At 64.8% G+C, this 21,854-nt stretch carries 27 protein-coding genes; 9 read left to right on the top strand and 18 right to left on the bottom strand.

Features of this window, described 5'->3' with window-relative positions:
• Positions 1-9 precede the first annotated feature (9 nt).
• Entirely contained in the window at positions 10-960 is a 951-nt protein-coding gene (gene gshB / locus CDQ92_RS09075; RefSeq protein ID WP_088441055.1) for a glutathione synthase, read from the top strand.
• 24 nt (positions 961-984) lie between these two features.
• Positions 985-1,590: a DedA family protein gene (locus tag CDQ92_RS09080; protein WP_088441056.1), complete on the top strand. Its 606-nt coding sequence runs from the start codon at positions 985-987 to the stop codon at positions 1,588-1,590.
• Here the strand turns inward: CDQ92_RS09080 and CDQ92_RS09085 are convergent.
• The 5 genes from CDQ92_RS09085 to rph all read right to left on the bottom strand — a co-directional run bounded on the left by CDQ92_RS09085 (position 1,587) and on the right by rph (position 5,418).
• Positions 1,587-2,477, bottom strand: a complete 891-nt coding sequence (locus tag CDQ92_RS09085) for a tyrosine recombinase XerC (protein WP_088441057.1) — start codon at positions 2,475-2,477, stop codon at positions 1,587-1,589. The genes CDQ92_RS09080 and CDQ92_RS09085 overlap by 4 nt on opposite strands.
• A gap of 103 nt (positions 2,478-2,580) precedes the next feature.
• Entirely contained in the window at positions 2,581-3,726 is a 1,146-nt protein-coding gene (hemW, locus tag CDQ92_RS09090; RefSeq protein WP_088441058.1) for a radical SAM family heme chaperone HemW, read from the bottom strand.
• Between the two features lie 40 nt (positions 3,727-3,766).
• Positions 3,767-3,952: a hypothetical protein gene (locus CDQ92_RS09095; protein WP_088441059.1), complete on the bottom strand. Its 186-nt coding sequence runs from the start codon at positions 3,950-3,952 to the stop codon at positions 3,767-3,769.
• Between the two features lie 10 nt (positions 3,953-3,962).
• Positions 3,963-4,604: an RdgB/HAM1 family non-canonical purine NTP pyrophosphatase gene (gene rdgB, locus CDQ92_RS09100; RefSeq protein ID WP_088441060.1), complete on the bottom strand. Its 642-nt coding sequence runs from the start codon at positions 4,602-4,604 to the stop codon at positions 3,963-3,965.
• 97 nt (positions 4,605-4,701) lie between these two features.
• Positions 4,702-5,418 carry a ribonuclease PH gene (gene rph, locus CDQ92_RS09105; protein ID WP_088441061.1) on the bottom strand — a complete coding sequence of 239 codons (717 nt, stop codon included), beginning with the start codon at positions 5,416-5,418 and terminating at the stop codon, positions 4,702-4,704.
• A gap of 102 nt (positions 5,419-5,520) precedes the next feature.
• On the opposite strand from rph, the gene hrcA reads away from it, so the two are divergent.
• Both hrcA and grpE read left to right on the top strand, forming a co-directional pair.
• Positions 5,521-6,564: a heat-inducible transcriptional repressor HrcA gene (gene hrcA / locus CDQ92_RS09110; RefSeq protein ID WP_088441062.1), complete on the top strand. Its 1,044-nt coding sequence runs from the start codon at positions 5,521-5,523 to the stop codon at positions 6,562-6,564.
• 4 nt (positions 6,565-6,568) lie between these two features.
• Positions 6,569-7,129, top strand: coding sequence for a nucleotide exchange factor GrpE (grpE, locus tag CDQ92_RS09115; protein WP_088441063.1), 561 nt, complete (start codon positions 6,569-6,571; stop codon positions 7,127-7,129).
• A gap of 166 nt (positions 7,130-7,295) precedes the next feature.
• Here grpE and def read toward each other — a convergent pair whose 3' ends face one another.
• The 3 genes from def to recR are packed head-to-tail and all read right to left on the bottom strand — an operon-like array spanning position 7,296 to position 8,856.
• Positions 7,296-7,829: a peptide deformylase gene (def, locus tag CDQ92_RS09120; protein ID WP_088441064.1), complete on the bottom strand. Its 534-nt coding sequence runs from the start codon at positions 7,827-7,829 to the stop codon at positions 7,296-7,298.
• 32 nt (positions 7,830-7,861) lie between these two features.
• Complete coding sequence (locus CDQ92_RS09125; protein WP_144035733.1) at positions 7,862-8,248, bottom strand: hypothetical protein; 387 nt, start codon at positions 8,246-8,248, stop codon at positions 7,862-7,864.
• Between the two features lie 11 nt (positions 8,249-8,259).
• Positions 8,260-8,856, bottom strand: a complete 597-nt coding sequence (recR, locus tag CDQ92_RS09130; protein WP_088441066.1) for a recombination mediator RecR — start codon at positions 8,854-8,856, stop codon at positions 8,260-8,262.
• A 101-nt stretch (positions 8,857-8,957) separates the two neighbouring features.
• Between recR and fmt the strand changes: the two genes are divergently transcribed.
• Positions 8,958-9,878, top strand: coding sequence for a methionyl-tRNA formyltransferase (gene fmt, locus CDQ92_RS09135; RefSeq protein ID WP_088441067.1), 921 nt, complete (start codon positions 8,958-8,960; stop codon positions 9,876-9,878).
• Positions 9,879-9,974: 96 nt separating this feature from the next.
• Positions 9,975-10,715: a tRNA pseudouridine(38-40) synthase TruA gene (gene truA / locus CDQ92_RS09140; RefSeq protein ID WP_088441068.1), complete on the top strand. Its 741-nt coding sequence runs from the start codon at positions 9,975-9,977 to the stop codon at positions 10,713-10,715.
• Positions 10,716-10,876: 161 nt separating this feature from the next.
• Here truA and CDQ92_RS09145 read toward each other — a convergent pair whose 3' ends face one another.
• On the bottom strand, positions 10,877-11,404 hold the full coding sequence (locus tag CDQ92_RS09145; protein WP_088441069.1) for a CarD family transcriptional regulator: 528 nt from the start codon (positions 11,402-11,404) through the stop codon (positions 10,877-10,879).
• 313 nt (positions 11,405-11,717) lie between these two features.
• Between CDQ92_RS09145 and CDQ92_RS09150 the strand changes: the two genes are divergently transcribed.
• A complete protein-coding gene (locus CDQ92_RS09150) occupies positions 11,718-12,536 on the top strand; it encodes an SDR family NAD(P)-dependent oxidoreductase (protein WP_088441070.1) in 819 nt (272 codons plus the stop codon).
• Positions 12,537-12,697: 161 nt separating this feature from the next.
• On the opposite strand, the gene CDQ92_RS09155 is transcribed toward CDQ92_RS09150, so the two are convergent.
• The 5 genes from CDQ92_RS09155 to hisG all read right to left on the bottom strand — a co-directional run bounded on the left by CDQ92_RS09155 (position 12,698) and on the right by hisG (position 18,439).
• Positions 12,698-14,812 carry a sodium-translocating pyrophosphatase gene (locus CDQ92_RS09155; RefSeq protein WP_373289624.1) on the bottom strand — a complete coding sequence of 705 codons (2,115 nt, stop codon included), beginning with the start codon at positions 14,810-14,812 and terminating at the stop codon, positions 12,698-12,700.
• Between the two features lie 179 nt (positions 14,813-14,991).
• Positions 14,992-15,921, bottom strand: a complete 930-nt coding sequence (thiL, locus tag CDQ92_RS09160) for a thiamine-phosphate kinase (protein ID WP_088441071.1) — start codon at positions 15,919-15,921, stop codon at positions 14,992-14,994.
• 119 nt (positions 15,922-16,040) lie between these two features.
• Complete coding sequence (gene nusB / locus CDQ92_RS09165) at positions 16,041-16,493, bottom strand: transcription antitermination factor NusB (RefSeq protein ID WP_088441072.1); 453 nt, start codon at positions 16,491-16,493, stop codon at positions 16,041-16,043.
• A gap of 10 nt (positions 16,494-16,503) precedes the next feature.
• Positions 16,504-17,796, bottom strand: coding sequence for a histidinol dehydrogenase (gene hisD / locus CDQ92_RS09170; RefSeq protein WP_088441073.1), 1,293 nt, complete (start codon positions 17,794-17,796; stop codon positions 16,504-16,506).
• Positions 17,783-18,439 carry an ATP phosphoribosyltransferase gene (hisG, locus tag CDQ92_RS09175; protein WP_088441495.1) on the bottom strand — a complete coding sequence of 219 codons (657 nt, stop codon included), beginning with the start codon at positions 18,437-18,439 and terminating at the stop codon, positions 17,783-17,785. Before hisG ends, hisD begins: the two co-directional genes overlap by 14 nt.
• A gap of 38 nt (positions 18,440-18,477) precedes the next feature.
• On the opposite strand from hisG, the gene CDQ92_RS09180 reads away from it, so the two are divergent.
• The gene (locus CDQ92_RS09180) at positions 18,478-19,557 is read left to right on the top strand and encodes a DUF2332 domain-containing protein (RefSeq protein ID WP_088441074.1); all 1,080 of its coding nucleotides are present in this window, start codon (positions 18,478-18,480) and stop codon (positions 19,555-19,557) included.
• A gap of 61 nt (positions 19,558-19,618) precedes the next feature.
• Here the strand turns inward: CDQ92_RS09180 and CDQ92_RS09185 are convergent, their stop codons facing one another.
• Both CDQ92_RS09185 and CDQ92_RS09190 read right to left on the bottom strand, forming a co-directional pair.
• Positions 19,619-20,068 (bottom strand): DUF1465 family protein, encoded by a 450-nt coding sequence (locus CDQ92_RS09185; RefSeq protein ID WP_229667302.1) that lies wholly within the window; start codon positions 20,066-20,068, stop codon positions 19,619-19,621.
• A 101-nt stretch (positions 20,069-20,169) separates the two neighbouring features.
• Positions 20,170-20,367, bottom strand: a complete 198-nt coding sequence (locus CDQ92_RS09190; protein WP_088441075.1) for a YdcH family protein — start codon at positions 20,365-20,367, stop codon at positions 20,170-20,172.
• Between the two features lie 125 nt (positions 20,368-20,492).
• Between CDQ92_RS09190 and CDQ92_RS09195 the strand changes: the two genes are divergently transcribed.
• Positions 20,493-20,651, top strand: a complete 159-nt coding sequence (locus tag CDQ92_RS09195) for a DUF465 domain-containing protein (protein WP_088441076.1) — start codon at positions 20,493-20,495, stop codon at positions 20,649-20,651.
• Positions 20,652-20,700: 49 nt separating this feature from the next.
• Here CDQ92_RS09195 and CDQ92_RS09200 read toward each other — a convergent pair whose 3' ends face one another.
• Together CDQ92_RS09200 and dksA are read right to left on the bottom strand one after the other, a co-directional pair.
• On the bottom strand, positions 20,701-21,090 hold the full coding sequence (locus CDQ92_RS09200) for a PilZ domain-containing protein (RefSeq protein WP_088441077.1): 390 nt from the start codon (positions 21,088-21,090) through the stop codon (positions 20,701-20,703).
• Between the two features lie 106 nt (positions 21,091-21,196).
• On the bottom strand, positions 21,197-21,658 hold the full coding sequence (gene dksA / locus CDQ92_RS09205; protein WP_088441078.1) for an RNA polymerase-binding protein DksA: 462 nt from the start codon (positions 21,656-21,658) through the stop codon (positions 21,197-21,199).
• Between the last annotated feature and the right edge of the window lie 196 nt (positions 21,659-21,854).

Here is a 21,854-nt window from a genome sequence, read left to right on the forward strand (position 1 = left end):
GAATATCGAATGACCCTGCGCGCCGCAGTGCAAATGGACCCGATGGACGGCATCAACATCGGAGGCGACAGCAGCTTTGCCCTGATGCTGAAGGCGCTCGAGCGCGGGTACACCCTCTATCATTACGACGTCCGCGGGTTGACGTGGGAGGCCGGGCGGCTGACGACGAAGGCGCACCGCGTGCTCGACGTGCAGCGCGAGCCGGGGGCGCACTATAGCTTCGGCGACGAGGTCACCCTTGATCTTGGCCGCGACGTCGATGTCGTACTGATGCGGCAGGATCCGCCCTTCGACCTCGGTTACCTGACCGGCACCTGGCTGCTCGAACGGATCGCCAATGAGACGCTCGTGGTCAACGACCCAGTCTCGGTCCGCAACGCGCCCGAAAAAGTCTTCGTCCTCGACTTCCCCGAATATATGCCGCCGACGATGGTCACCCGCGACCTCGACGCGGTGAAGGATTTTCAGGCGCGCCACGGCGCCGTTGTGATCAAGCCGCTGCACGGCAATGGCGGCAAGGCGGTGTTCCGCATCGACGCCGACGGCAGCAATTTGGGCGCGCTGGTCGAGCTGTTCGGTCAGGTGTGGCCCGAACCCTTCATGGTCCAGCAGTTCCTGCCCAGCGTGTCGCAGGGCGACAAACGCATCGTGCTGATCGACGGCGAGGTTGCTGGCGCGATCAACCGCAAACCCGGCGAAGGCGAATTCCGCTCCAACCTGGCGGTTGGGGGCTATGCCGAAGCCGCGACGCTGACCCCGCGTGAACAGGAAATCTGCGACGTTCTGGGGCCGCAGTTGCGCGAGCGCGGTCTGGTCTTTGTCGGCATCGACGTGATCGGCGGCGAATGGCTGACCGAAATCAACGTCACCTCGCCAACCGGCATCGTCGCGATCGACCGGTTCAACAACAGCGATACGACGGGCATGATCTGGGACGCGATCGTTCGACGGATCGGCTGACGCACTCCGCGCGTTACCTCCGCCATGACCGATTTCATCCTGAACCTGATCCAGAGCTGGGGCTATATGGGGATCTTCATCCTCATGTTCCTCGAAAATGTGTTCCCGCCGATCCCCTCCGAAGTCATCATGGGCCTCGGCGGCATTGCTGTCGCCAGGGGCCATTTCGATTTCTGGACACTGGTCGCGGTCGCGGTGGCCGGGACGACCGTCGGAAATTGGGTCTGGTACGGGATCGGGCGCTGGATCGGCTATCAGCGGCTCAAGCCCTTTATCGACCGACACGGCCGCTGGCTGACGCTCGACTGGGCCGAGGTGGAAAAGCTGCATAACTGGTTTCTGAAATATGGGCCCGGCATCGTCTTCGCTGCGCGCTTCATGCCCGTCGCGCGCACGATGGTGTCGCTGCCCGCGGGTATGGTGAAGATGAACCAGGCGAAATTCCTGCTGTGGACCGCGGCGGGATCGGCGATCTGGATCAGCGCGCTCGCTGGGGCGGGCAACTGGTTCGGCGGCAGATTCGCCAATCTGGATGCGTTCGTCGGCCCGGTGGCGCTGGTTGCGATCGGGTCGCTGGTGCTGCTGTATCTCTATCGCGTGGTCACTTGGAAGCCGACGCAGGCTGACTAAGCCCGCGGGTGCGCGCTGCGATAAATGTCGAGCAGGTGCGCGGCATCGACCGCGGTGTACACCTGCGTTGACGCGAGGCTCGCGTGTCCGAGCAGTTCCTGCAAACTGCGCAAATCGGCGCCGCCCGCCAGCAGATGCGTCGCGAAGCTGTGGCGCAGGGCGTGCGGCGTCGTGCGTTCGGACAGCCCCAGCGCGCGCCGCGCCGTCCGCACGCTGGCGCGCACGACCCCGGGTGCCAGCGGCCCGCCGCGCGCGCCGAGGAACAACGGTGCGTCCTTGGCGATCGGATAGGGGCAGGCGTCGACATAACGCGTCACCGCTGCCGCCACAGCAGGGAGGATCGGCACGACGCGCGTCTTGTTCCGCTTGCCGGTAACGCGCAGTGTCTCGCCCAGCGGCAGCACCGCGCCGGTCAGTCCCAGCGCCTCGCCGATACGCAGCCCCGCGCCGTAAAGCAGCAACAGCAGCGCAAAATCGCGCGCGCCGGTCCAGCCCTGCCGCGCGTTGTCCTCGACATCCTGCGCCAGCGCGAGCGCCTCGGTGGGCGAAACCGGGCGCGGCAGCCCCTTCTTGACCCGCGGCCCGCGCAACGGCGGCACGCTCGCGCCCGAACCGCCAACGAAGCGCAGGAAGCCGCGCAACGCAGAAAGCTCGCGCGCTGCCGACGCATTGCCCAGCCCCTGGGCACGGCGGTCGGCGAGATAGGCGCGCAGATCATTGGGGGTCAGTTTCGCCAGCATCGGGCCATCGACGGCGCCACCGCGGTGCTCCGACAGGAAGGCACAGAAGCGTTCGGCGGTCGCGATATAGGCGCGACGCGTATGCTCCGACCGGCGCTTTTCATGCGCCAGATGGGCATCCCAGTCGCGGATCAGATCGAGGCTCACTCAAAATCCCATGCGTGCTGAGCTTGTCGAAGCACTGCTTCTCTCGACGGTGAAGGAAAAATGGTCCTTCGACAAGCTCAGGAAAAACGGAGCATAAGTTGCCTTAACCCGTGCGGACAACCGCGGAGAGGATCGAGTCGAGCAGCAATATGCCCTCATCGGTCACTGTCAGTTGGTCGCCCTCCAGCGTCATCAGTCCCTGATCGACCAACCATGCTACCGCATTGGCATCGACAAACGCCTCGCGCCCCAACCCACTGCGCGTCTCGATCCGCGCCAGATCGACGCCCTCGGTCAACCGCAGCCCCATCAGCATCGCCTCGGTTGCGCGTTCGTGCGCCGGCAGGTCCGCTTCGACCTTCAACCCATGCCCATTGCGCGCCACCGCCGCGACGAAATTCTCGGGCTTCTTGTGGCGTTCGGTCGCCTGTCCCAGCCGCCGCCCATGCGCGCCGGGACCGACCCCTGCATAATCGGCATAGCGCCAGTAAGCGAGGTTGTGGCGGCTCTCTTGCCCGATCCGTGCATGGTTCGACACTTCGTAACGCGGCAGGCCCGCGGCGCGCGTCATCGCCTGCGTTGCGTCGAACAGGTCGGCGGCGGCGTCGCCATCGGGGATGGTGAGATCGCCCTTCGCCGCCAGCGTCGCAAAGCGCGTGCCGGGCTCGATGGTCAGCTGGTACAGCGAGAGATGATCGGTGCCGAACGCCAGCGCGCCCACCAATTCGCTTTCCCACGCCGCCAGTGTCTGACCGGGGCGCGCGTAGATCAGGTCGAAGCTGACGCGTGTGAAATGTTCCTGCGCCGTCGCAATGGCGCGCCGCGCCTCTTCCTCACTGTGCGCGCGGCCCAAAAATTCAAGCACTTGCGAATCGAAGCTCTGAACTCCGATCGATACGCGGTTCACCCCGGCGACGGCGAGGTCGGCGAAATTGGCGACCTCAACGGAGTTTGGATTGGCTTCCAACGTGATCTCGACATCCTCGGTCAAGCCCCATTCGGCCGCCGCTGCCGCAATCACCGCTGCGACGGTGGAAGGGGGCATCAGGCTGGGCGTACCACCGCCGAAAAAGATCGACCCGACCGGGCGATCCGGCAGCAACGCCGCCTCATGGCGTAAATCGGCGAGCAGGGCATCGCGCCACTGCGCTTGGTCAACGCTCTCTCGGACGTGGCTGTTGAAGTCGCAATAGGGGCATTTCGACACGCAAAACGGCCAATGGACATAAAGGGCGAGCGGTTCGGCCACTATGGGCTCGGATCTTCGGCGCGTGTCGCGATGGGCCTATTCACCTCATCCAACCGCTGCTGAAGACGCTGCAGGAACGGTGTGCCGTGCTTTTCCATACGGTCAGGGGGATAATTTCTATAGAGACCCGGTAGCGCTCAATCTGAACCTTCAATGCGTCCGCCAACCGCCCGAGATCGCGATCAGACAGGCTAGTACGTTTGGCATAGGCATTTTCGATGAACATCGACTTGTCCCTAAAACACGCCCGCCACCAGCTTGGCAAACGCATCGGCGCGGTGGCTGATCGCATGCTTCTCTGCCGGATCGATTTCGGCGTAAGTCAGTGACTTGCCGGTCGGAACAAACACCGGATCATAACCGAAACCCAGCAGACCGCGCGGCGGCCAGGCCAGGCTGCCTTGCGCGCGGCCCTCGAATACTTCGGCATGGCCATCGGGCCACACGAGCGCGAGAGTGCAGACAAAGCAGGCGCTGCGGTCGACGTCCGGCCCCTGCTCGGCGAGCAGTCCTTCAACCTTGCCCATCGCCATATACCAGTCGCGGCCCGCCCATGGCTTACCCGGCTCGCCTTCGAAGGCCTGCCGTTCGGCCCAGTCTGCGGTGTAAACCCCCGGCCGTCCGCCAAGCGCGGCAACCTCCAGCCCGCTGTCGTCGGCCAGCGCAGGCAGCCCCGCCGCCGACGCGCTCGCATGCGCCTTCAGCAACGCATTGTCGCGGAACGTCGTCCCCGTCTCCTCGGGCTCGGGCAGGCCGAGGTCGCCCGCCGACACCGGTTCGATGCCATAGGGCTCGAGCAACGCCCGAATCTCGCGCACCTTGCCCGCATTATGGCTGGCGATGACGAGTTTGCCGGGGTTGAGTTTGCGATGCGACATCAACCTGCCCTATCTTTCGTCATGCCGGACTTGATCCGGCATCCAGTCCAGCGACGGCGGCGCGGACCCCGGATCAAGTCCGGGGTGACGACGTTTATTACCGCCCCGTCGCCTTGTCCTGCGCCGCGAAAATCTCGGTGCAGCCGATGCGCGCCAGCCGCAGCAACCGCAGCAGGCCTTCCTCGTCATAGGTCGCTCCCTCGGCGCTCGCCTGCACTTCGACGATCTGGCCGCGGCCGGTCAGCACGAAATTGCCGTCGGCCTCCGCGACCGAATCCTCGTCATAATCGAGGTCGAGCACCGGGGTGCCGTTGTAGATGCCGCACGAAATCGCGCCGACCTTGTCGACGATCGGATCCTCGGCAATTGTCTTGGCTTCGAGCAGCTTGTCGACGGCGATGCGCAGGGCAACCCACGCGCCGGAAATCGACGCGGTACGCGTGCCGCCGTCGGCTTGGATCACGTCGCAATCGATGACGATCTGGCGCTCGCCGAGTTTCTTCATATCGACCACGGCGCGCAAGCTGCGCCCGATAAGCCGCTGGATTTCCTGCGTCCGTCCCGACTGCTTGCCCTTCGCTGCTTCGCGGCTGCCGCGGGTGTGCGTCGCGCGAGGTAACATGCCATATTCGGCGGTCACCCAGCCCTGCCCCTTGCCGCGCAGGAACGGCGGCACCTTTTCATCGACGCTGGCGGTTACCAGCACCTTGGTGTTGCCGAAGCTGACGAGCACGCTGCCCTCGGCATGGATGGTGAAGGCAGTTTCGATGGCGATGGGGCGCATCTGATCGGGGGCGCGGCCGGATGGGCGCATGGGGGATTCTCCTGTGAATGTGTGCGGCGCGCTTAGCGGGGCATGCGGCAGTTGGCCAGAGCATAGCTTGCCCCCACGCCCCCGCGTCCCTAAATCCCCACCATGACCACCGCGCCGATCACCGAACTCACCACGCGCGCCCGCGACGTGTTCCGGCTGGTCGTCGACGCTTATCTGGAAACCGGCCAGCCGGTCGGGTCGCGCACCTTGTCAAAGCTCGCGGCGCTCAACCTTTCCCCCGCATCAATCCGCAACGTCATGCAGGATCTGGAGGAATTCGGCCTGCTCGCCAGCCCGCACACCAGCGCGGGTCGCTTGCCGACCGAGCAGGGGCTGCGCCTGTTCGTCGACGGGATGATGCAGGTCGCGGAACCCAGCGCCGAGGACCGCGCGCAGATCGAGGCATCCCTCTCAGACGCCGGTCCGATCGAAAGCGCGCTGGCGCAGGCGACCTCCGCGCTCTCTGGCCTGTCCGCGTGCGCCGGACTGGTGCTCGTCCCCAAGCATGAGCGCATCCTCAAACAGGTCGCGTTTGTGCCGCTGTCCGACGCGCAGGCACTCGTCGTGCTCGTCGCGAGCGATGGTGCGGTCGAGAACCGTGTCATCGACACCCCGCCCGGGCTCGATCCGTCGGCGCTGGTCGAGGCGGGCAATTACATCAGCGCGATGCTGGCGGGTTTGACGCTGACCGAAGCGATGGCGCGGGTGCGGCGTGAGATAGAGGCCGAGCGCATCGCGATCGACCGCGCCGCGCAGGATCTGGTCAGCCGCGGGCTGGCAATCTGGTCGTCCGACGGCGCCGACCGCCCGGTGTTGATCGTGCGCGGGCAGGCCAATCTGCTCGACGACAGCGCGGTCGGCGACCTCGACCGCGTGCGGCAATTGCTCGACGAGCTGGAAACCAAGCAGGACATCGCGCAATTGCTCGACAGCGCGCGCGACGGCAGCGCGACCCGCATTTTCATCGGGTCAGAGAATAAATTATTCTCGCTTTCGGGCTCTTCCGTGATAGCGGCGCCCTATCGCGGATCGGACGGGCGCGTGGTCGGCGTGGTCGGGGTTATCGGCCCCACCCGCTTGAACTATGCCCGCATCGTTCCCATGGTGGATTTCACCGCACAATCGCTCTCCAGACTGATACGATAGGTTTATGACAAACATCGAAAATGACACCCCGGTCGACGACAGCGCGACCTCAGAAGCCGCAACCTCAACCGACGCCCCCGAAGCGGCAGCGCCTGAGAATGATGAAGTCGCCCAGCTGCACGAACAGCTCGCCGCGGTGCAGCAAGACCTGCTCTACGCGCGCGCCGAAACGCAGAATCTGGGCCGCCGCAAGGAAAAGGAAATTGCCGACGCGCACGCCTATGCCGCGACCAAGTTTGCGCGCGACATATTGTCGGTTGCCGACAACCTTGGCCGCGCGCTTGCCGCGCTCAGCGACGAACAGCGCGCGTCGGACGCGATCAAGCCGCTGATCACCGGTCTCGAAGCCACTGAGCGCGAATTGCTCAGCGTCTTTGAACGCAACGGCATCACCCGCATCGCCGCGATCGGCCTGCCGCTCGATCCCAACCAGCATCAGGCGATGCTGGAGATCCCGAGCAGCGACGCCGAACCAGGCACGATCGTGCAGGAAATGCAGGCGGGTTATATGATGAAGGACCGCTTGCTGCGCCCCGCGATGGTCGCGGTGGCGAAGGCGGGTTAGCCAAAATCTCCCCTCCCCTTGCGGGGGGAGATCAAGGGGTGGGGGTAGCGGCGCGTCTGCGCCACATAAGAATATGCGACATCGATGTCGGGACCAGAGGTTCTTCGCGCGCAAGCGCGCGGCCTCCCACGCCAACCCCTCCCCGCAAGCGGGAGGGGCTTAAGCGCTAAGCCGCTTTCCGCATCTTCATCAGCTTCTTCAGCACCATCTCGCGCTTCAACCGCGACAGATGGTCGATGAACAGGATGCCTTCCAGATGGTCATGCTCGTGCTGGATGCACGTCGCCATCAGCCCGGTCATGCGTTCCTGATGATGCTTGCCGTCTTCGTCCTGCCAGTCGACCGTGACTTCGGCGGGGCGCGTTACATCGGCATATTGCTCGGGGACCGACAGGCAGCCTTCCGAATAGACGCTATGCTCTTCGCTCTCGTCGGAAAAGACGGGGTTGATGAACACGCGCGGCTCGCGGATCACCTTTTTGCCCTCTTCATCCTCGGGATCGGGTTCCTGCAAATCGATCACCAGGATGCGCTTCGCCACCCCGACCTGGATCGCCGCCAGCCCGATGCCGGGCGCGTCGTACATTGTCTCGAACATATCGGCGACCAGCTGCTTCAGCTCGGCATCGAAAGTCTCGACGGGCTTCGAAATGACGCGCAGCCGGGGATCCGGTGTCTCTATGATGGGTAGGATGGCCATGGGGGCTCAGGTATGGTCGGAGGGGCGTGGGGTCAAGGGGCTGACGGCCCCCCACATTCGAGCAGTAATTCATCGGTTGAGATGACATAGCCACCGAACAGACAGTCTGGTTCGCGGCAGTCTCCCGAAATTACCCAATCTTCATAGCGCTTTAGTTGCTTTCTACCTGCAACGGCCACCTTCCCGTCTGCTCTCTGCAACGTGAATTCGATCATCCTGCTGTCGAACTGGCCGGCTTCATTCTCCAAAGACTCCTTGCGCACATAAGCTCGCTGCCAGTTGTCGAGATCTCCAACGCAATGGCTGGTGGGAAGCTTGCGTTCAAGCTTCGCAATTTCCGCATCGCTCGGCTGAAAATCAGTCGTCGAAGAACAGGCTGAACAAGCGATCAATATTGCGGTCGCAATATCGCTGTTCATCACTTTCACTATTAACCAACCGGTCGCCGTGCGCGAAGCGCCTGCGCCAACGTCCCCTCATCCAGATAATCCAGCTCGCCGCCCACCGGCAGCCCATGCGCCAGCTGCGTCAGCCGCACCGGATAGCCCTCCAGCCGCTCGGCCAGATAATGAGCGGTCGTCTGCCCCTCCAGCGTTGCGTTCATCGCCAGCACGACCTCGTCGATGCCGCCCGCCGCGACGCGCGCGACCAACGCGTCGATCGTCAGATCCTGCGGGCGGACGCCCTCCAGCGCCGACAATCGCCCGCCTAGGACATGATATTTTCCAGGGAACAGCCGCGATTTGTCGAGCGCCCACAGGTCCGAAACCTCCTCGACAACGCACAGCGACCGCGCATCGCGGCGCGGGTCGGCGCAGATCGCGCAGGGATCGTGGGTATCGACATTGCCGCAGATGGTGCAGGTGACGAGCCGTTCGGACACCGTCTGGAGCGCCGCGAGCAGCGGCACGAACGCACTCTCGCGCTTCTTCATCAGATGCAGCACCGCACGCCGCGCCGACCGCGGGCCGAGACCGGGGAGACGGGCAAGTTGCTGGACGAGGGCTTCGATTTCGCTGGAGGCCATGGTGGGGTGGTAGTGGCGCTAGGGGATGCGCGCAATATCCCCTCTCCCGACGGGAAAGGGATACTTGCACAACCCCCCAACCTCCGCCAAAGCCCGCACCCATGCGTATCGCCTTCATGGGAACGCCGCCCTTTGCGGTGCCGACGCTCGATGCGCTGCATGCGGCGGGGCATGAAATTGCCGCGGTCTATACCCAGCCGCCGCGTCCGGCGCAGCGCGGCAAGAAATTTCAGAAAAGCCCGGTGCAGGTTTGGGCCGAAGAGCACGCCCTGCCCGTCCGCACCCCGAAAAGCCTGAAGGGCGCCGACGAACAGGCCGAGTTCGCCGCGCTCGACCTCGATATTGCGGTCGTCGCGGCTTACGGCCTGATCCTGCCGCCGGCGATTCTCGACGCCCCGCGCGAGGGCTGCCTCAACGTCCATGGCTCGATCCTGCCGCGCTGGCGCGGCGCGGCGCCGGTACAGCGCGCGATCCTTGCGGGCGATGCCGAAACGGGCGTGACGATCATGCAGATGGACGTCGGGCTCGACACCGGCGCGATGCGGCTGGTCGAGCCGACCCCGATCGGGCGCAAGACCGCCGGGGTGCTGACGCACGAACTCGCCGAAATGGGCGCGTTGATGATGCGGCGGGTGCTGAGCGAGCTCCACGCCTTTTCGCCGATGCCGCAGCCAGACGAGGGCGTCACCTATGCCGCCAAGATCGACAAGAGCGAAGCGCGGCTCGATTTCCTGGTCAGCGCGGTCCAGGTCGAACGCCAGATACGCGCGTTCAACCCGGTACCGGGGGCATTTTTCGAGCTGGAGGGCGAGCGGTACAAGATAATGGCGGCCGAGGTTGTGCACCCGGGCGAGACGGTCGCGGGAGCGGCCCCCGGCACGACGCTCGACGACGCGCTCACCATCGCCTGCAACCCCGGCGCGATCCGCGCGACGCGGGTGCAGCGCGCGGGCAAGCCCGCGATGGAGGCGGGCGAATTGCTGCACGGGCGGGCGATTTCGGCGGGGACGCGGCTTACCTAATTCCGTTCGCATCGAGCGAAGTCGAGATGCCCATCGGTGGTGTGCGCCTTCGGGGTGTCTCGACTTCGCTCGACACGAACGGCTAAGGGGGCGGCAATGACAAGATTTGCCCTCACCATCGAATATGACGGCCGCCCTTACATGGGCTGGCAGCGGCAGGCGCATGGCCCCAGCGTCCAGCAGGCGATCGAGGAAGCGATCCACCGCTTCACCGGCGAAACCGTCCAGATATTCAGCGCCGGCCGCACCGACGCCGGGGTCCATGCGATCGCGATGCGCGCGCATGTCGACATCGCGAAGCCGCTGACCCCGTTTAAACTGACCGAGGCACTCAACGCGCAGCTCCGCCCCGCGCCGATCGCGATACTCGCGGCCGAGATCGTCCCCGACGACTGGCACGCGCGCTTTGCCTGCACCGGGCGGGCTTATGAATATCGCATCGTCAACCGCCGCGCGCCGCTGACGTGGGACAAGGGGCTGTCGTGGCAGGTCGCTCGGCCGTTGGACGCCGACGCGATGCACGCCGCGGCGCAGGCGCTGGTCGGCCTTCATGATTTCACCACCTTCCGCTCGGCGCATTGCCAGTCGCAAAGCCCGGTGAAGACGCTCGACAAGCTGACCGTCAGCCGCCACGGCGACGAGCTGATCATCGAGGCGGCGGCGCGCAGTTTTCTGCACCATCAGGTGCGATCAATGGTCGGATGCCTGTCGCTGGTCGGACATGGAAGATGGTCGGCGGGCGATCTGAAGGATGCGCTGGCGGCGGCGGATCGAAATGCGCTGGGGCTGAATGCGCCGCCGGATGGGTTGTATTTTGTGAGCGCGACATACCCGTAAGCTGACGTGCTCCTGCGAAGGCCGGAGCCCATCATCCGACGGCGCAATGTTGCGCCGACCGGAGATGGGTCCTCGCCCTCGCGGGGACAAGCATGTTGTAACGGCAAGGAAAAAGGGCGGCCCTCGCGGACCGCCCTTCCCTTTATCGCTACCCCGCGCGCTTACACCTTTTCAGCGTAATACAGCGGTGCGTGCTCATTCAAAATCTGCAGGATCTTCGCCTGCGCGGTCTTTTCGTCGCTCTCTTCCATCGCGCCCAGTTCACGCGCGAGGCGGCTCGATGCCGCTTCAAAGATCTGGCGCTCCGAATAGCTCTGCTCGGGCTGGTCGTCGGCGCGGAACAGGTCGCGCGTCACTTCGGCGATCGACACCAGGTCGCCCGAATTGATCTTCGCTTCATATTCCTGCGCGCGGCGCGACCACATGGTGCGCTTCACCTTCGGCTTGGTGGTCAGCACCTGCAGCGCTTCCTTCAGCGTCTTGTCCGACGACAGCTTGCGCATCCCGACGCCTTCGGCCTTGTTCGTCGGTACGCGAAGCGTCATTTTTTCCTTTTCGAAGCGCAGAACATAGAGTTCGAGCTGCATCCCGGCGATTTCCGATTTCTGCAACTCGATGACGCGCCCCACGCCATGTTTGGGATAAACGACATAATCACCGACTTCGAACAAGAGCGTGCTTACGGACATGCAAATTCCTTTTGTTGTGCCTTGACCCTGATCTGAAACTGCGACAACAACGGCGCATCCCGCCCTCTAGCCAAGGGGGATCAGCATTCGGTCGGCGCTAGCCAGTCAGAGTGACAAGGGATATGGCTCCATCGGAACGCCGCGAAACGCCCCAGCCCGAGACGGGAAGAGGCAGAATGTCGGCGCGTTGATATTTATTATAACAGATTCGCAACAAAATTGCCACCCCCGCCCCGGGATGCGCGAGCGCGCCGCCTTGACGGCTGCGTGAACCCGTTTCAGGTTGCAACCAAAGCATGGAATGGGAGCGGCTATGAACGATCAAATCTGGTGGATTACCGGCGCCTCGTCGGGCATCGGCGCGGCGCTGGCACGCGCGCTGGCGGCGCGCGGCGCAAAGCTGATCCTGTCGGGACGCAACATCGCCGCCCTCGAAGCCGTCGCCGCCGATTGCGCGACCGAGACGCTGGTGCTGCCGTTCGAGGCGACCGATTATGCCGCCCTCCCCGCGATCGCCGCGCAGGCATGGAGCTGGCAGGGCCGCATCGACGGCCTCGTCAACAATGCCGGCATCTCGCAGCGCAGCCTGGCGATCGACACCGACTTTGCCGTCTATCAACAGATTGTCGCAGTCGACCTGCTTGCCCCGATCGCGCTGACCCAGCAGCTGCTGCCGCGCATGGTCGGCGCCGGCGGCGGCCAGATCGTCGCTATTTCCAGCGTCGCAGGCATCGCCGGGGTGCCGCTGCGTAGCGCCTATTGCGCCGCCAAGCACGGCCTCATCGGCTATCACGATAGCGTGCGCGCCGAGAATGAGCATCTGGGGCTGAAGGTTCTCGTGGTCGCGCCGGGGTCGGTCCAGACCAATGTCAGCCGCAACGCGCTGAACGCCGACGGCAGCGTGCGCGGGGAAAGCGACGCCGCGATCGACAACGGCCTGTCGCCCGATTTCGCCGCCGCGCAGATCGTGGACGCGGTCGATGCCGGGACACGCGAGATGGTGGTGGCAGAAGGCGCCGAGGCGGCGATCGCGGCGCTGCGCCGCAGCGACCCCGACGCCCTGTTCGACCGGATGAGCGCGATGGTGCAGGCGGGCTATGCGGCGCAGATGAAGGCGGCGAGCGCGTCCTAGGTGGCGGCTAACGACTAGTTGTGGACGTTTCTTCTCCCCTCCAGCAGGCGGGCGGGGATAATCGTGCCCGTTGCCCACGTCCGTCCCCACCCCGATCCCGACAACAAAAAGCCCCGCCGGATCACTCCGACGGGGCCTTTTTTAGCCCGCAGGCAGATGCGTTATCCCGCAGCCAGCGCCGCGAGGAGCAGGATCGCCACGATGTTGGTGATCTTGATCATCGGGTTGACCGCCGGACCCGCGGTATCCTTGTACGGATCGCCGACGGTGTCGCCGGTCACCGCGGCCTTGTGAGCCTCGCTGCCCTTGCCGCCGTGGTTGCCGTCTTCGATATATTTCTTCGCATTGTCCCATGCACCGCCGCCCGAGGTCATCGAGATGGCAACGAACAGCCCGCCGACGATCACGCCGAGCAGCAATGCGCCGAGCGCTTCGAGCGCCGCGACCTGCCCCGCCACCGCCAGGATGACGAAATAGACGACGATCGGTGCCAGCACCGGCAGCAGCGACGGGATGATCATCTCCTTGATCGCCGCCTTGGTCACCAGATCGACCGTGCGCGCATAGTCGGGCTTGCTCTCATAGGTCATGATGCCCGGGTTGTTCTTGAACTGGTCGCGAACATCCTTGACCACCTCGCCCGCTGCGCGGCCGACCGCGGTCATGCCCATCGCGCCGAACAGGTACGGCAGCAACGCCCCGAGCAGCAGCCCGACGATGACATAAGGCGACGACAGCGAGAAGGTCAGCGGTTCGGTGAGCCCAAGCTTCGCCGAATATTCGGTGATGTCGGCGGTGTAGGTGCCGAACAGCACCAGCGCCGCAAGACCCGCCGAACCGATCGCATAACCCTTGGTCACCGCCTTGGTCGTGTTGCCCACGGCGTCGAGCAGGTCGGTCTTTTCGCGCACCGACTCATCAAGTCCCGCCATTTCGGCAATGCCACCAGCATTGTCGGTGACCGGACCATAAGCGTCGAGCGCCACAACCATGCCCGCCAGCGCGAGCATTGCGGTGGCGGCAAAGGCGATGCCGATGATGCCCGCCAGGATATAGGCGATGATGATGCCCGCGCAGATGACCAGCGTCGGCAGCGCAGTCGATTCCAGACTGATCGCCAGCCCCTGAATGACGTTGGTGCCGTGGCCGGTTTCCGATGCTTTCGCGATCGACCGCACCGGGCGATAATTGGTCCCGGTGTAATATTCGGTGATCCAAATGATCAGCCCGGTGATGACAAGGCCAAGCAGCGAGCAATAGAACAGATCCATGCCGTTGAAGGTCGTGCCGACCACATCGGTCGTCATGTCGCCCCGCAGGATGTAGCTGGTCGAGAACCAGATCGCCGGGACGGAGAGGATCGCGGTCACGAGGAAGCCCTTGTACATCGCGCCCATCACGTTGGTTCCGCCGCCCAGGCGGACGAAATAGGTACCGATGATCGAGGTGATGATGCAGACGCCCCCCATCAGCAGCGGCAGGCTCATCAACGGCACGAGCATATCGCCCGCACCCTTCAGCAGCAGCGCCATCAGCACCATGGTGGCGCCGACGGTGACGACATAGGTCTCGAACAGATCGGCAGCCATACCGGCGCAGTCGCCGACATTGTCACCGACGTTATCGGCGATCACCGCAGGGTTGCGTGGATCGTCTTCAGGGATTCCGGCCTCGACCTTGCCGACCAGATCGGCGCCGACGTCGGCGGCCTTGGTAAAGATACCGCCGCCCAGACGCGCGAAGATCGAGATCAGCGAGGCGCCGAAGGCCAGCGCGACGAGCGCGTCGACGACGGTGCGATCCTCACCGCCAACGGTGAACCCACCGGGGCCGATCAGATACCAGAAAAAGACCGAGATCGCGAGCAGGGCGAGGCCTGCCACCAGCATGCCGGTGATCGCGCCGGCGCGGAACGCCATGGTCAGGCCCGCCTGAAGGCCCGTCTGCGCCGCAGCGGCGGTGCGGACATTGGCTTTCACCGAGATGTTCATGCCGACGAACCCGGCCACACCCGACAGGACGGCGCCGATAACAAAACCCGTCGCCGAAATCGGGCCGAGAAAGAACCCGACGAGAATGGCGACAACGACACCGACGATAGCAATGGTGCGATATTGGCGGCCCAGATAGGCCTTGGCGCCTTCCTGAATGGCGGCGGCAATTTCCTGCATCTTTTCATTACCCGGCGAGGCGCTGAGCACCTGACGCGAGGTAATGAAGCCATAGAGCACGGCGATAAGGCCGCACGCTATCGCGATCATAACCGGATCAATCATGAATTTCCTTCCCCATTGAGCGGGGCGGAGTCAGGTGAATAGTCGAGCACGTCCGACTTATGATTGCCGGTTCGCCCTCTCCCCTGATGCGACCGCCCCTAAATTTGGACGCCGCGTTATGGGAAGAAAGAAAGCCTAGGGCAAGCCCGGTTTTTCGGCACTTTTGTAACGGTTTCGCGTCAGTGTGTGAAACCGAGCCGCTCGGGCAGCACAATGCGCTGGGCGCGGTGCGTCAGCACGATTCCCGCGCCCACTCCGGCATGGCCGATCGGCGTCGCCAAGACATTCAGCCCCGCCGCAATGTCGCGGATTGCTCCCGCCGCGCCGGGATCGGCAGCGAACAACAGCTGATAATCATCGCCCGCCGTCGCCGCCGCGAGCCGCGTGTCGACGACATCGGGGCGCACGGCGAGCAAAGCCGCCGACAGCGGCACCGCCTCGAGCATCAGCACAAACTCGCACCCGCTCGCGTCCGCCATGCGCTGCGCGTCGATCAGCAGCCCGTCGGAAACATCCATCATCGCGTGAACGTGCGGCACCACCGCCTGCCCGAACGTCAGCTGCGGCTGCGGGCGGCGATAGGCGGCGAGGCAGGTCTCGTTCGCCTCCTCCTGCCCCAGCCGCATCGCCAGCCCCAGCCCGGCATTGCCGATCGAACCGGTGACCCACAGCTGATCGCCGGGCCGCACCCCCGACCGCGATGGCGCCCCGCCCGGCGGCGCGCGACCGATTGCGGTCAGCCCAAAGCTGCGCGGCGCGCCCGCAGGCACCCGCACCGTGTCGCCGCCAAGCAGGATGACGCCGAAGCGGCGCATCGCGAGGTCGAGACCTTCCACGAACGCCGCGTCCCATTCGTCGTCGCCAAGGCTGTAGCCGACAAGCACCCCGACCGGCGCAGCACCCTTGGCGGCGAGGTCCGACAGGTTTACGGCGACGAGTTTCCACGCGACGTCCTGCGGGGTGTCGTCGGGCAGGAAGTGAATGCCCTCGACGATCATGTCGTGGGTGAGGACCAGCCCCTCCCACTCGGCCACATCGTCGGCGAGCCCGCGCGCGGCGGGATCGGTCGCGATGCCGCGGAGGCGAATGATGAAATCGGCTTCGGACATGCGCGACCCTCTCGCCCAAAACAATGTGCCCTAATTCCGTTCGTGTCGAGCGAAGTCGAGACACGCGTGGGACGCGCTGGGCTTCGGCGTGTTTCGACTTCGCTCGACGCGAACGGTTTCTAGCTATTCTTCCGCATGTCCTTACCAATCGCATCGAGCAGCCCGTTGGCAAACCCCGCCTCGCGCGCGTCGAAAAACGCCTTGGCGACATCGACATATTCGCTGACCACGGCGCCGACCGGCACATCGCCGCGCGCGATCAGTTCATAGGCGCCGGCGCGCAGGATCGCCTTCATCGTGCGGTCGAGCCGCTCCATCGACCAGCCGCTGGCCAGCCGCGTGATGATTGCCGCGTCAATCTCTTCGGACCGCGCCAGCGTACCCTTCACGATATCGTCAAAAAATTCGACGTCGGCGCCGGCATATTCGGCATCCTCGATCGTCGCGCCGATGCGGTGCTGGTGGAATTCGTGGATCAGCTTGGCGACCGGCGTCGCTTCCATCTCGTGCTGATAGAGCGCCTGGACGGCGGCGAGACGGGCGGCGGAGCGAGACTGAGAGCGTTTGTTCATGGTTCTTTTCTTAGCTGAGACGCTGGCTGACCGATAGCGCGTGGGCGGGTAGCCCCTCGGCCCCGGCAAGCGCGACCGCAGCGGGGCCAATTGCGGCAAGGCTGGCATCGTCGAGTGCGAGGAAGCTGGTGCGCTTCATGAAATCGCTGACTGACAGCCCGCTCGAAAAGCGCGCACGGCGGCCGGTCGGGAGGACGTGGTTGGGACCGGCGACATAATCGCCGATCGCTTCGGGAGTTTGGCGGCCAAGGAAAACTGAACCAGCGTGACGCACCTTGGCGAACAGCGCGTCGGCCTCGGCGGCATCGACCGCGAGTTCGAGATGTTCGGGTGCCAGCCGGTCGCAATGCGGGATCGCGTCGGCCAGCGTCGGCACGATGATCACCGCGCCATTGGCGTCCCAGCTTTGGCGCATTGTCGCAGCGGTGCTTAGCGTCGGGATGATCGCACCGACCGCTGCGGCGACCGCGTCGGCAAAGGCCGCATCGTCGGTGAACAGGATCGACTGGCTCGTCGGATCATGCTCGGACTGGCTGAGCAGGTCGGCGGCAATGATGCGCGGATCGTTCTGCGCATCGGCAACGACGACGATCTCGCTCGGCCCCGCGACCATGTCGATGCCGACGACGCCGTAGAGCTGGCGTTTTGCCTCGGCAACCCATGCGTTACCGGGACCGGTGACGACGTCGACCGGCGCGATCTTGTCCGTGCCATAGGCGAGCGCAGCGACGGCCTGCGCGCCGCCGACCCGCCAGATCTCATCGACCCCGCCGATATGCGCCGCGGCCATCACGACCGGGTTGGTCTCACCGCCAGGCGTCGGGGTCATCATCACGATGCGCCCGACCCCCGCGACCTTCGCAGGCAGGATGTTCATCAGCACCGACGACGGATAGGCAGCGCGGCCACCGGGGACATAGACCCCCGCCGCATCCACCGCGTTCCAGCGCGCGCCAAGCCGCGCGCCCGTCGCATCGCGATAGTCGCGGTCCTCGGGCAGCTGCGCAGCGTGATATGCGCGGATGCGGTCCGCAGCGAGGTTGAGCGCGTCGCGCAGCTCCGGCGCCAGCGCCGCATAGGCGGCGGCGCATTCCGCCCTCGAAATGCTCCACCCGCTCGCGTCCAGATCGAAGCGGTCGAATTTCGCGGTATATTCTGCGAGCGCCGCGTCGCCTTCGGCCTTCACGCGCGCAATGATCGCCGCGACGTCGCTCGACACGTCGGAATCGCTCTCGCGCCGATCATTGACCAGCGCGTCGAATTCGGCCGCAAAGCCGGGTGCGGAAGCATCAAGCCGCCGCATCGCCCACCGCCTGCCGGAACCGCTCGACCAGCGCCGGGACTTCGGCCGAACGCAGCTTGAACGCGGCGCGATTGACGATCAGCCGTGCCGATACGTCGCTGATGATTTTCTGTTCGGCGAGCGCGTTCTCAACCAGTGTCCGCCCGGTTGAAACCAGGTCGACAATATGCGAGGCGAGCCCAAGCTTCGGCGCAATCTCCATCGCACCGTTCAATTTGATGCACTCGGCCTGGATACCCTGCGCTGCGAACCAGCGCCGCGTTGTCGCGGGGTATTTCGTCGCAACGCGAATGTGGCTTTCGCCCAGTCCAGGTGGCGGCGTATCGGCGGGGCCGGCGAGCGACAGACGGCAATGGCCGATGCCCAGGTCGACGGGCGCATAGAGCTCGCTGTAATCGAACTCGTCGACGACATCGGAGCCCACGATGCCGAGCTGCGCCGCGCCGTGCGCCACGAACGTCGCGACGTCGAACGCGCGGACGCGGATCAGCGAGATGTGCGGCTGGTTCGTCGCGAACACCAGCGCGCGGCTGCTCTTGTTGAAGAAATCCGCTGCGGGTTCGATCCCCACGCGCGCCAGCAGCGGCAGCGCTTCGTCGAGGATCCGCCCCTTGGGGATGGCAAAGATGATGGGTTCGGGCATAAGCGTCGCGCACATAGGCGGCGGAGAGAAAAAGGGCAATGAGCGAGCGATACGACTGCGTTGACATGGCCGAAACCGGACCCGCAGCGGTGCGCACTGCCTTTGCCAACCAAATTCTCTATTGCCGCGCCAATGGCGCCCCGGTGACCGCGCGGATCGTTGCCGCGCTCAGCACTTTGCTTGATAAACCCGCCAGCGAATTTGCCCGCCGCCTCGCCGACTGGTCCGGCGCCCCGCTCGCCGACGCGCTACCGCTGCGCGCCGCGGGCGGCATCCACGCGTTGCATCTGGCGGGCAGCGCGCACGAGCTGGCACCGATCTATGCCGATGCCGAGGACATCAACGACGCCGCGATCGTCGCCGGAGCGGTGACGCGCCACGAGGCGGCGCTGCTCCCCTGGCTCGACGGGCCGCCGCAGACCAACGAGGCGGGGCGCTCGTCGAACTTCATCGCCGCGATGCTGTGGTTCACCGACCGCGGCTTGCCGCCGCGCTTCGACTGCCTTGAAATCGGGTCTAGCGCCGGGATCAACCTGATGATCGACCGCTATCATTATGATCTCGGCGGGGTGCATGTCGGCCCGCAGCCCGGCGCGATGGCGTTCACCCCCGACTGGCGCGGCAACCATCCGCCGCAGCACGCGATCGATTTGGTGGGCCTGAAAGGCTGCGACGTCGCGCCGGTCGACCTGACCGATCCGGCGCAGGCACTGCGGCTGAAAGCCTATATCTGGCCCGAACATCATATCCGCTTTCAGCGCATGGAAGCGGCGATTGCCGCAGCGACAGAAGCCCCGCCGCAGCTGGTCCACGCCAACGCCGCCGACTTTATCGAGGCCGAACTAGCGCAATTGCAGGCGGACGGGGCAACTCGCGTCCTGATGCATTCGATCGTCTGGCAATATGTGCCCGCCGACCAGCAGGCGCGGATCACCGCGGCGATGGAAGCCGCGGGCGCACGCGCGACCGCGGAGCGCCCGCTGGCGTGGATCGCGCTCGAAGCCAATCGGACGGTTCATCATCATGAACTGGTGGTGCGACATTGGCCGGGCGGCAGCGCACCGGTGAAGCTGGCGCATGCCCACGCCCATGGCGCGTGGGTGGAGTGGTTGGGTTAAATGCTCCTCCCCCATCAAGCAGAGCTATCGCATATGACCAAGCATTGAGAACGGGAAGGCGTCAGAGCCGCGCCTCCAGCTGCGCCAGCAGCCGCTGCACCGGCGTCGCCGCCTGCGGTGCATCCCAGCCCGCTTCCAGCCCCGCGATGCGTTCGAACAAGCGCTCGCTCGACGCGATGATCCGCCGCACCGACGCGTCGAACCCGGCACAAACGTCCCAATCGGCCGCGACCGGCTCGCCGATCCGCGCCGCGCTGTCGTGTGGTCCCGCGCCCGGATCGCCCGCCATCATCGCGCGGCGGTGGAGCAGCCAGGCGATGACATGCATCAGCCGCGTCGTGGTCTTGAGCGATTCACATGCCAGGCTGATCTGCATCACTCCGTCACGCCGGACATCGCCCAGATCGCGTTGTGCGGCAAAGGCGGCGTGCGCCTCGTCGGCGAGCACCATTGCTTCGACATAAAGATTTTCAACTTGGGCGCGTTGCACCGGCACTGCGATTGCCATCATGTCTGATTGCCGGGCGACCATGGACCGATGGATGCCATGGATACGCCGCAATGCAATGGCGGTAACCATGAAATTGCTGCCTGCGACCGTCCCGTTTTGATTCAGGCGATAATGTCGGGAACCAGCTGATCTTCGCACCAGGCGATTTCGTCGCGCAGGCGCAGCTTGCGTTTCTTGAGCCGCGCGAGCTGCAACTGGTCGGGAACCGCCGCGGCACCGAGCGCGATGATCGCGGCGTCGAGGTCGCGATGCTCGATCCGTAACAGTTCCAGGCGCTGGGTGATTTCGTCGGGGCTCACGACCGCTTCCCTGCCACGTTCACCACTGGTCCGCAACGGGGACCGGCCTAGCGAATCGTCACGACATTCGCCCCGATTCGTGATTTACTTGGACCTGCCAATCGAGTCGAAAAGGAGAATGGCCCATGAACAAGTCGCATCTTTCCGCCCTGAAGTCGCGCCACGCGAACCTCGACGAGAAAATTGCGAATGAAGAGCGGCGTCCCGCGCCCGACATGGCGGCGCTGGCGCAACTGAAAAAGCAGAAGTTGAAACTGAAGGAAGAGATGCTCGCGGTCGCCTGACGATCGCCAGCCGTTACCGCCCCGCTGGTGCCAACCTAGCCAGAAAGCATCAGCGTCGGCGGTACAGCGGCCCCTGTTCGAGGCCGGAACGCCGCAGATGCGGCGGCAGCTCGGACTGCTTCACCACCTGACGACGCACCGCCTGCGGATCGATCTGATGATCGAACGCGATACCGAACTTGCCCTCGCCCGCCCACACGACACGGCCGGGTACCTTGCCGACATTATTCAGCTTGATTTCGACCGCCGCGCCTTGTTCGACGCGCACCTTGCCCTCGGCCAGCATGCCGCCCGGCGACAGGTTGCGCACGCGCACCACCACCGGTTCGGCGCGGCCTGGCAGGATCAATCCGGCCTGCATGAACAGGCTGTCCCGATCGGCGCCGCGCGACAGCGCCGCCACTTCTTCATCTACCGTTACCGGCCTACGCGAATCCATTGCGACCCATTCCCCGCGTTGATTGTCAGGAATAGGAATCTAGAGCGCAGCCATTGCCGAAATGTAAATTGCCGATGCACCATTGGGCGCTTCGTCCCAAAGCGGATCAATCTTCGCGCGAAATTCGCTCGTTGCGCTCGTGGCGCTCCTGCGCCTCCAGCGTCATCGTCGCGATCGGACGCGCTTGCAGGCGGGCGAGCGAGATCGGCTCGCCGGTCACCGCGCAATAGCCATATTCACCCTCGTCGATGCGGCGGATCGCCGAATCGATCTTGGCGATCAGCTTGCGCTGGCGGTCGCGGGTGCGCAGTTCGATCGCCCAGTCGGTCTCGCTCGACGCGCGGTCGGCCAGGTCGGGTTCGCGCAGCGGTCCGTCCTGCAAATGCGCGAGGGTCGATTCGGATTCGGACAGGATCGACTTCTTCCAGGCGAGCAGCAGGCCGCGGAAATATTCCTGCTGCCGCTCGTTCATAAACTCTTCGTCGTCGCGAGGAACATAATCCGTATCGAGATTTGATTTGGCTGCGCGCAGCGCGTCGGCACCAATGTCGGCAATCTTGGTCGGCATGAGGGGCTCTCGCGTCCTTTCCTGTCACCCTGCCAGCCGTCAAGCGGTGCAGGGAGTGGCGCGCCTATAACCAGCCGCTGGTTGCGATACAAGCGCCGAAGCAGCCGATAGTGACCGGCCGTGAAGCGCGGCTGAACGGAGAGCGTATCAGAGGAGATTCTCACCGATCGATTGCAAGCCGTAGCGTGCCGTGGCC

The sequence above is a fragment of the Sphingopyxis bauzanensis genome (assembly GCF_002205675.1).
In the GTDB taxonomy this organism is placed as follows: Bacteria; Pseudomonadota; Alphaproteobacteria; order Sphingomonadales; family Sphingomonadaceae; genus Sphingopyxis; species Sphingopyxis bauzanensis.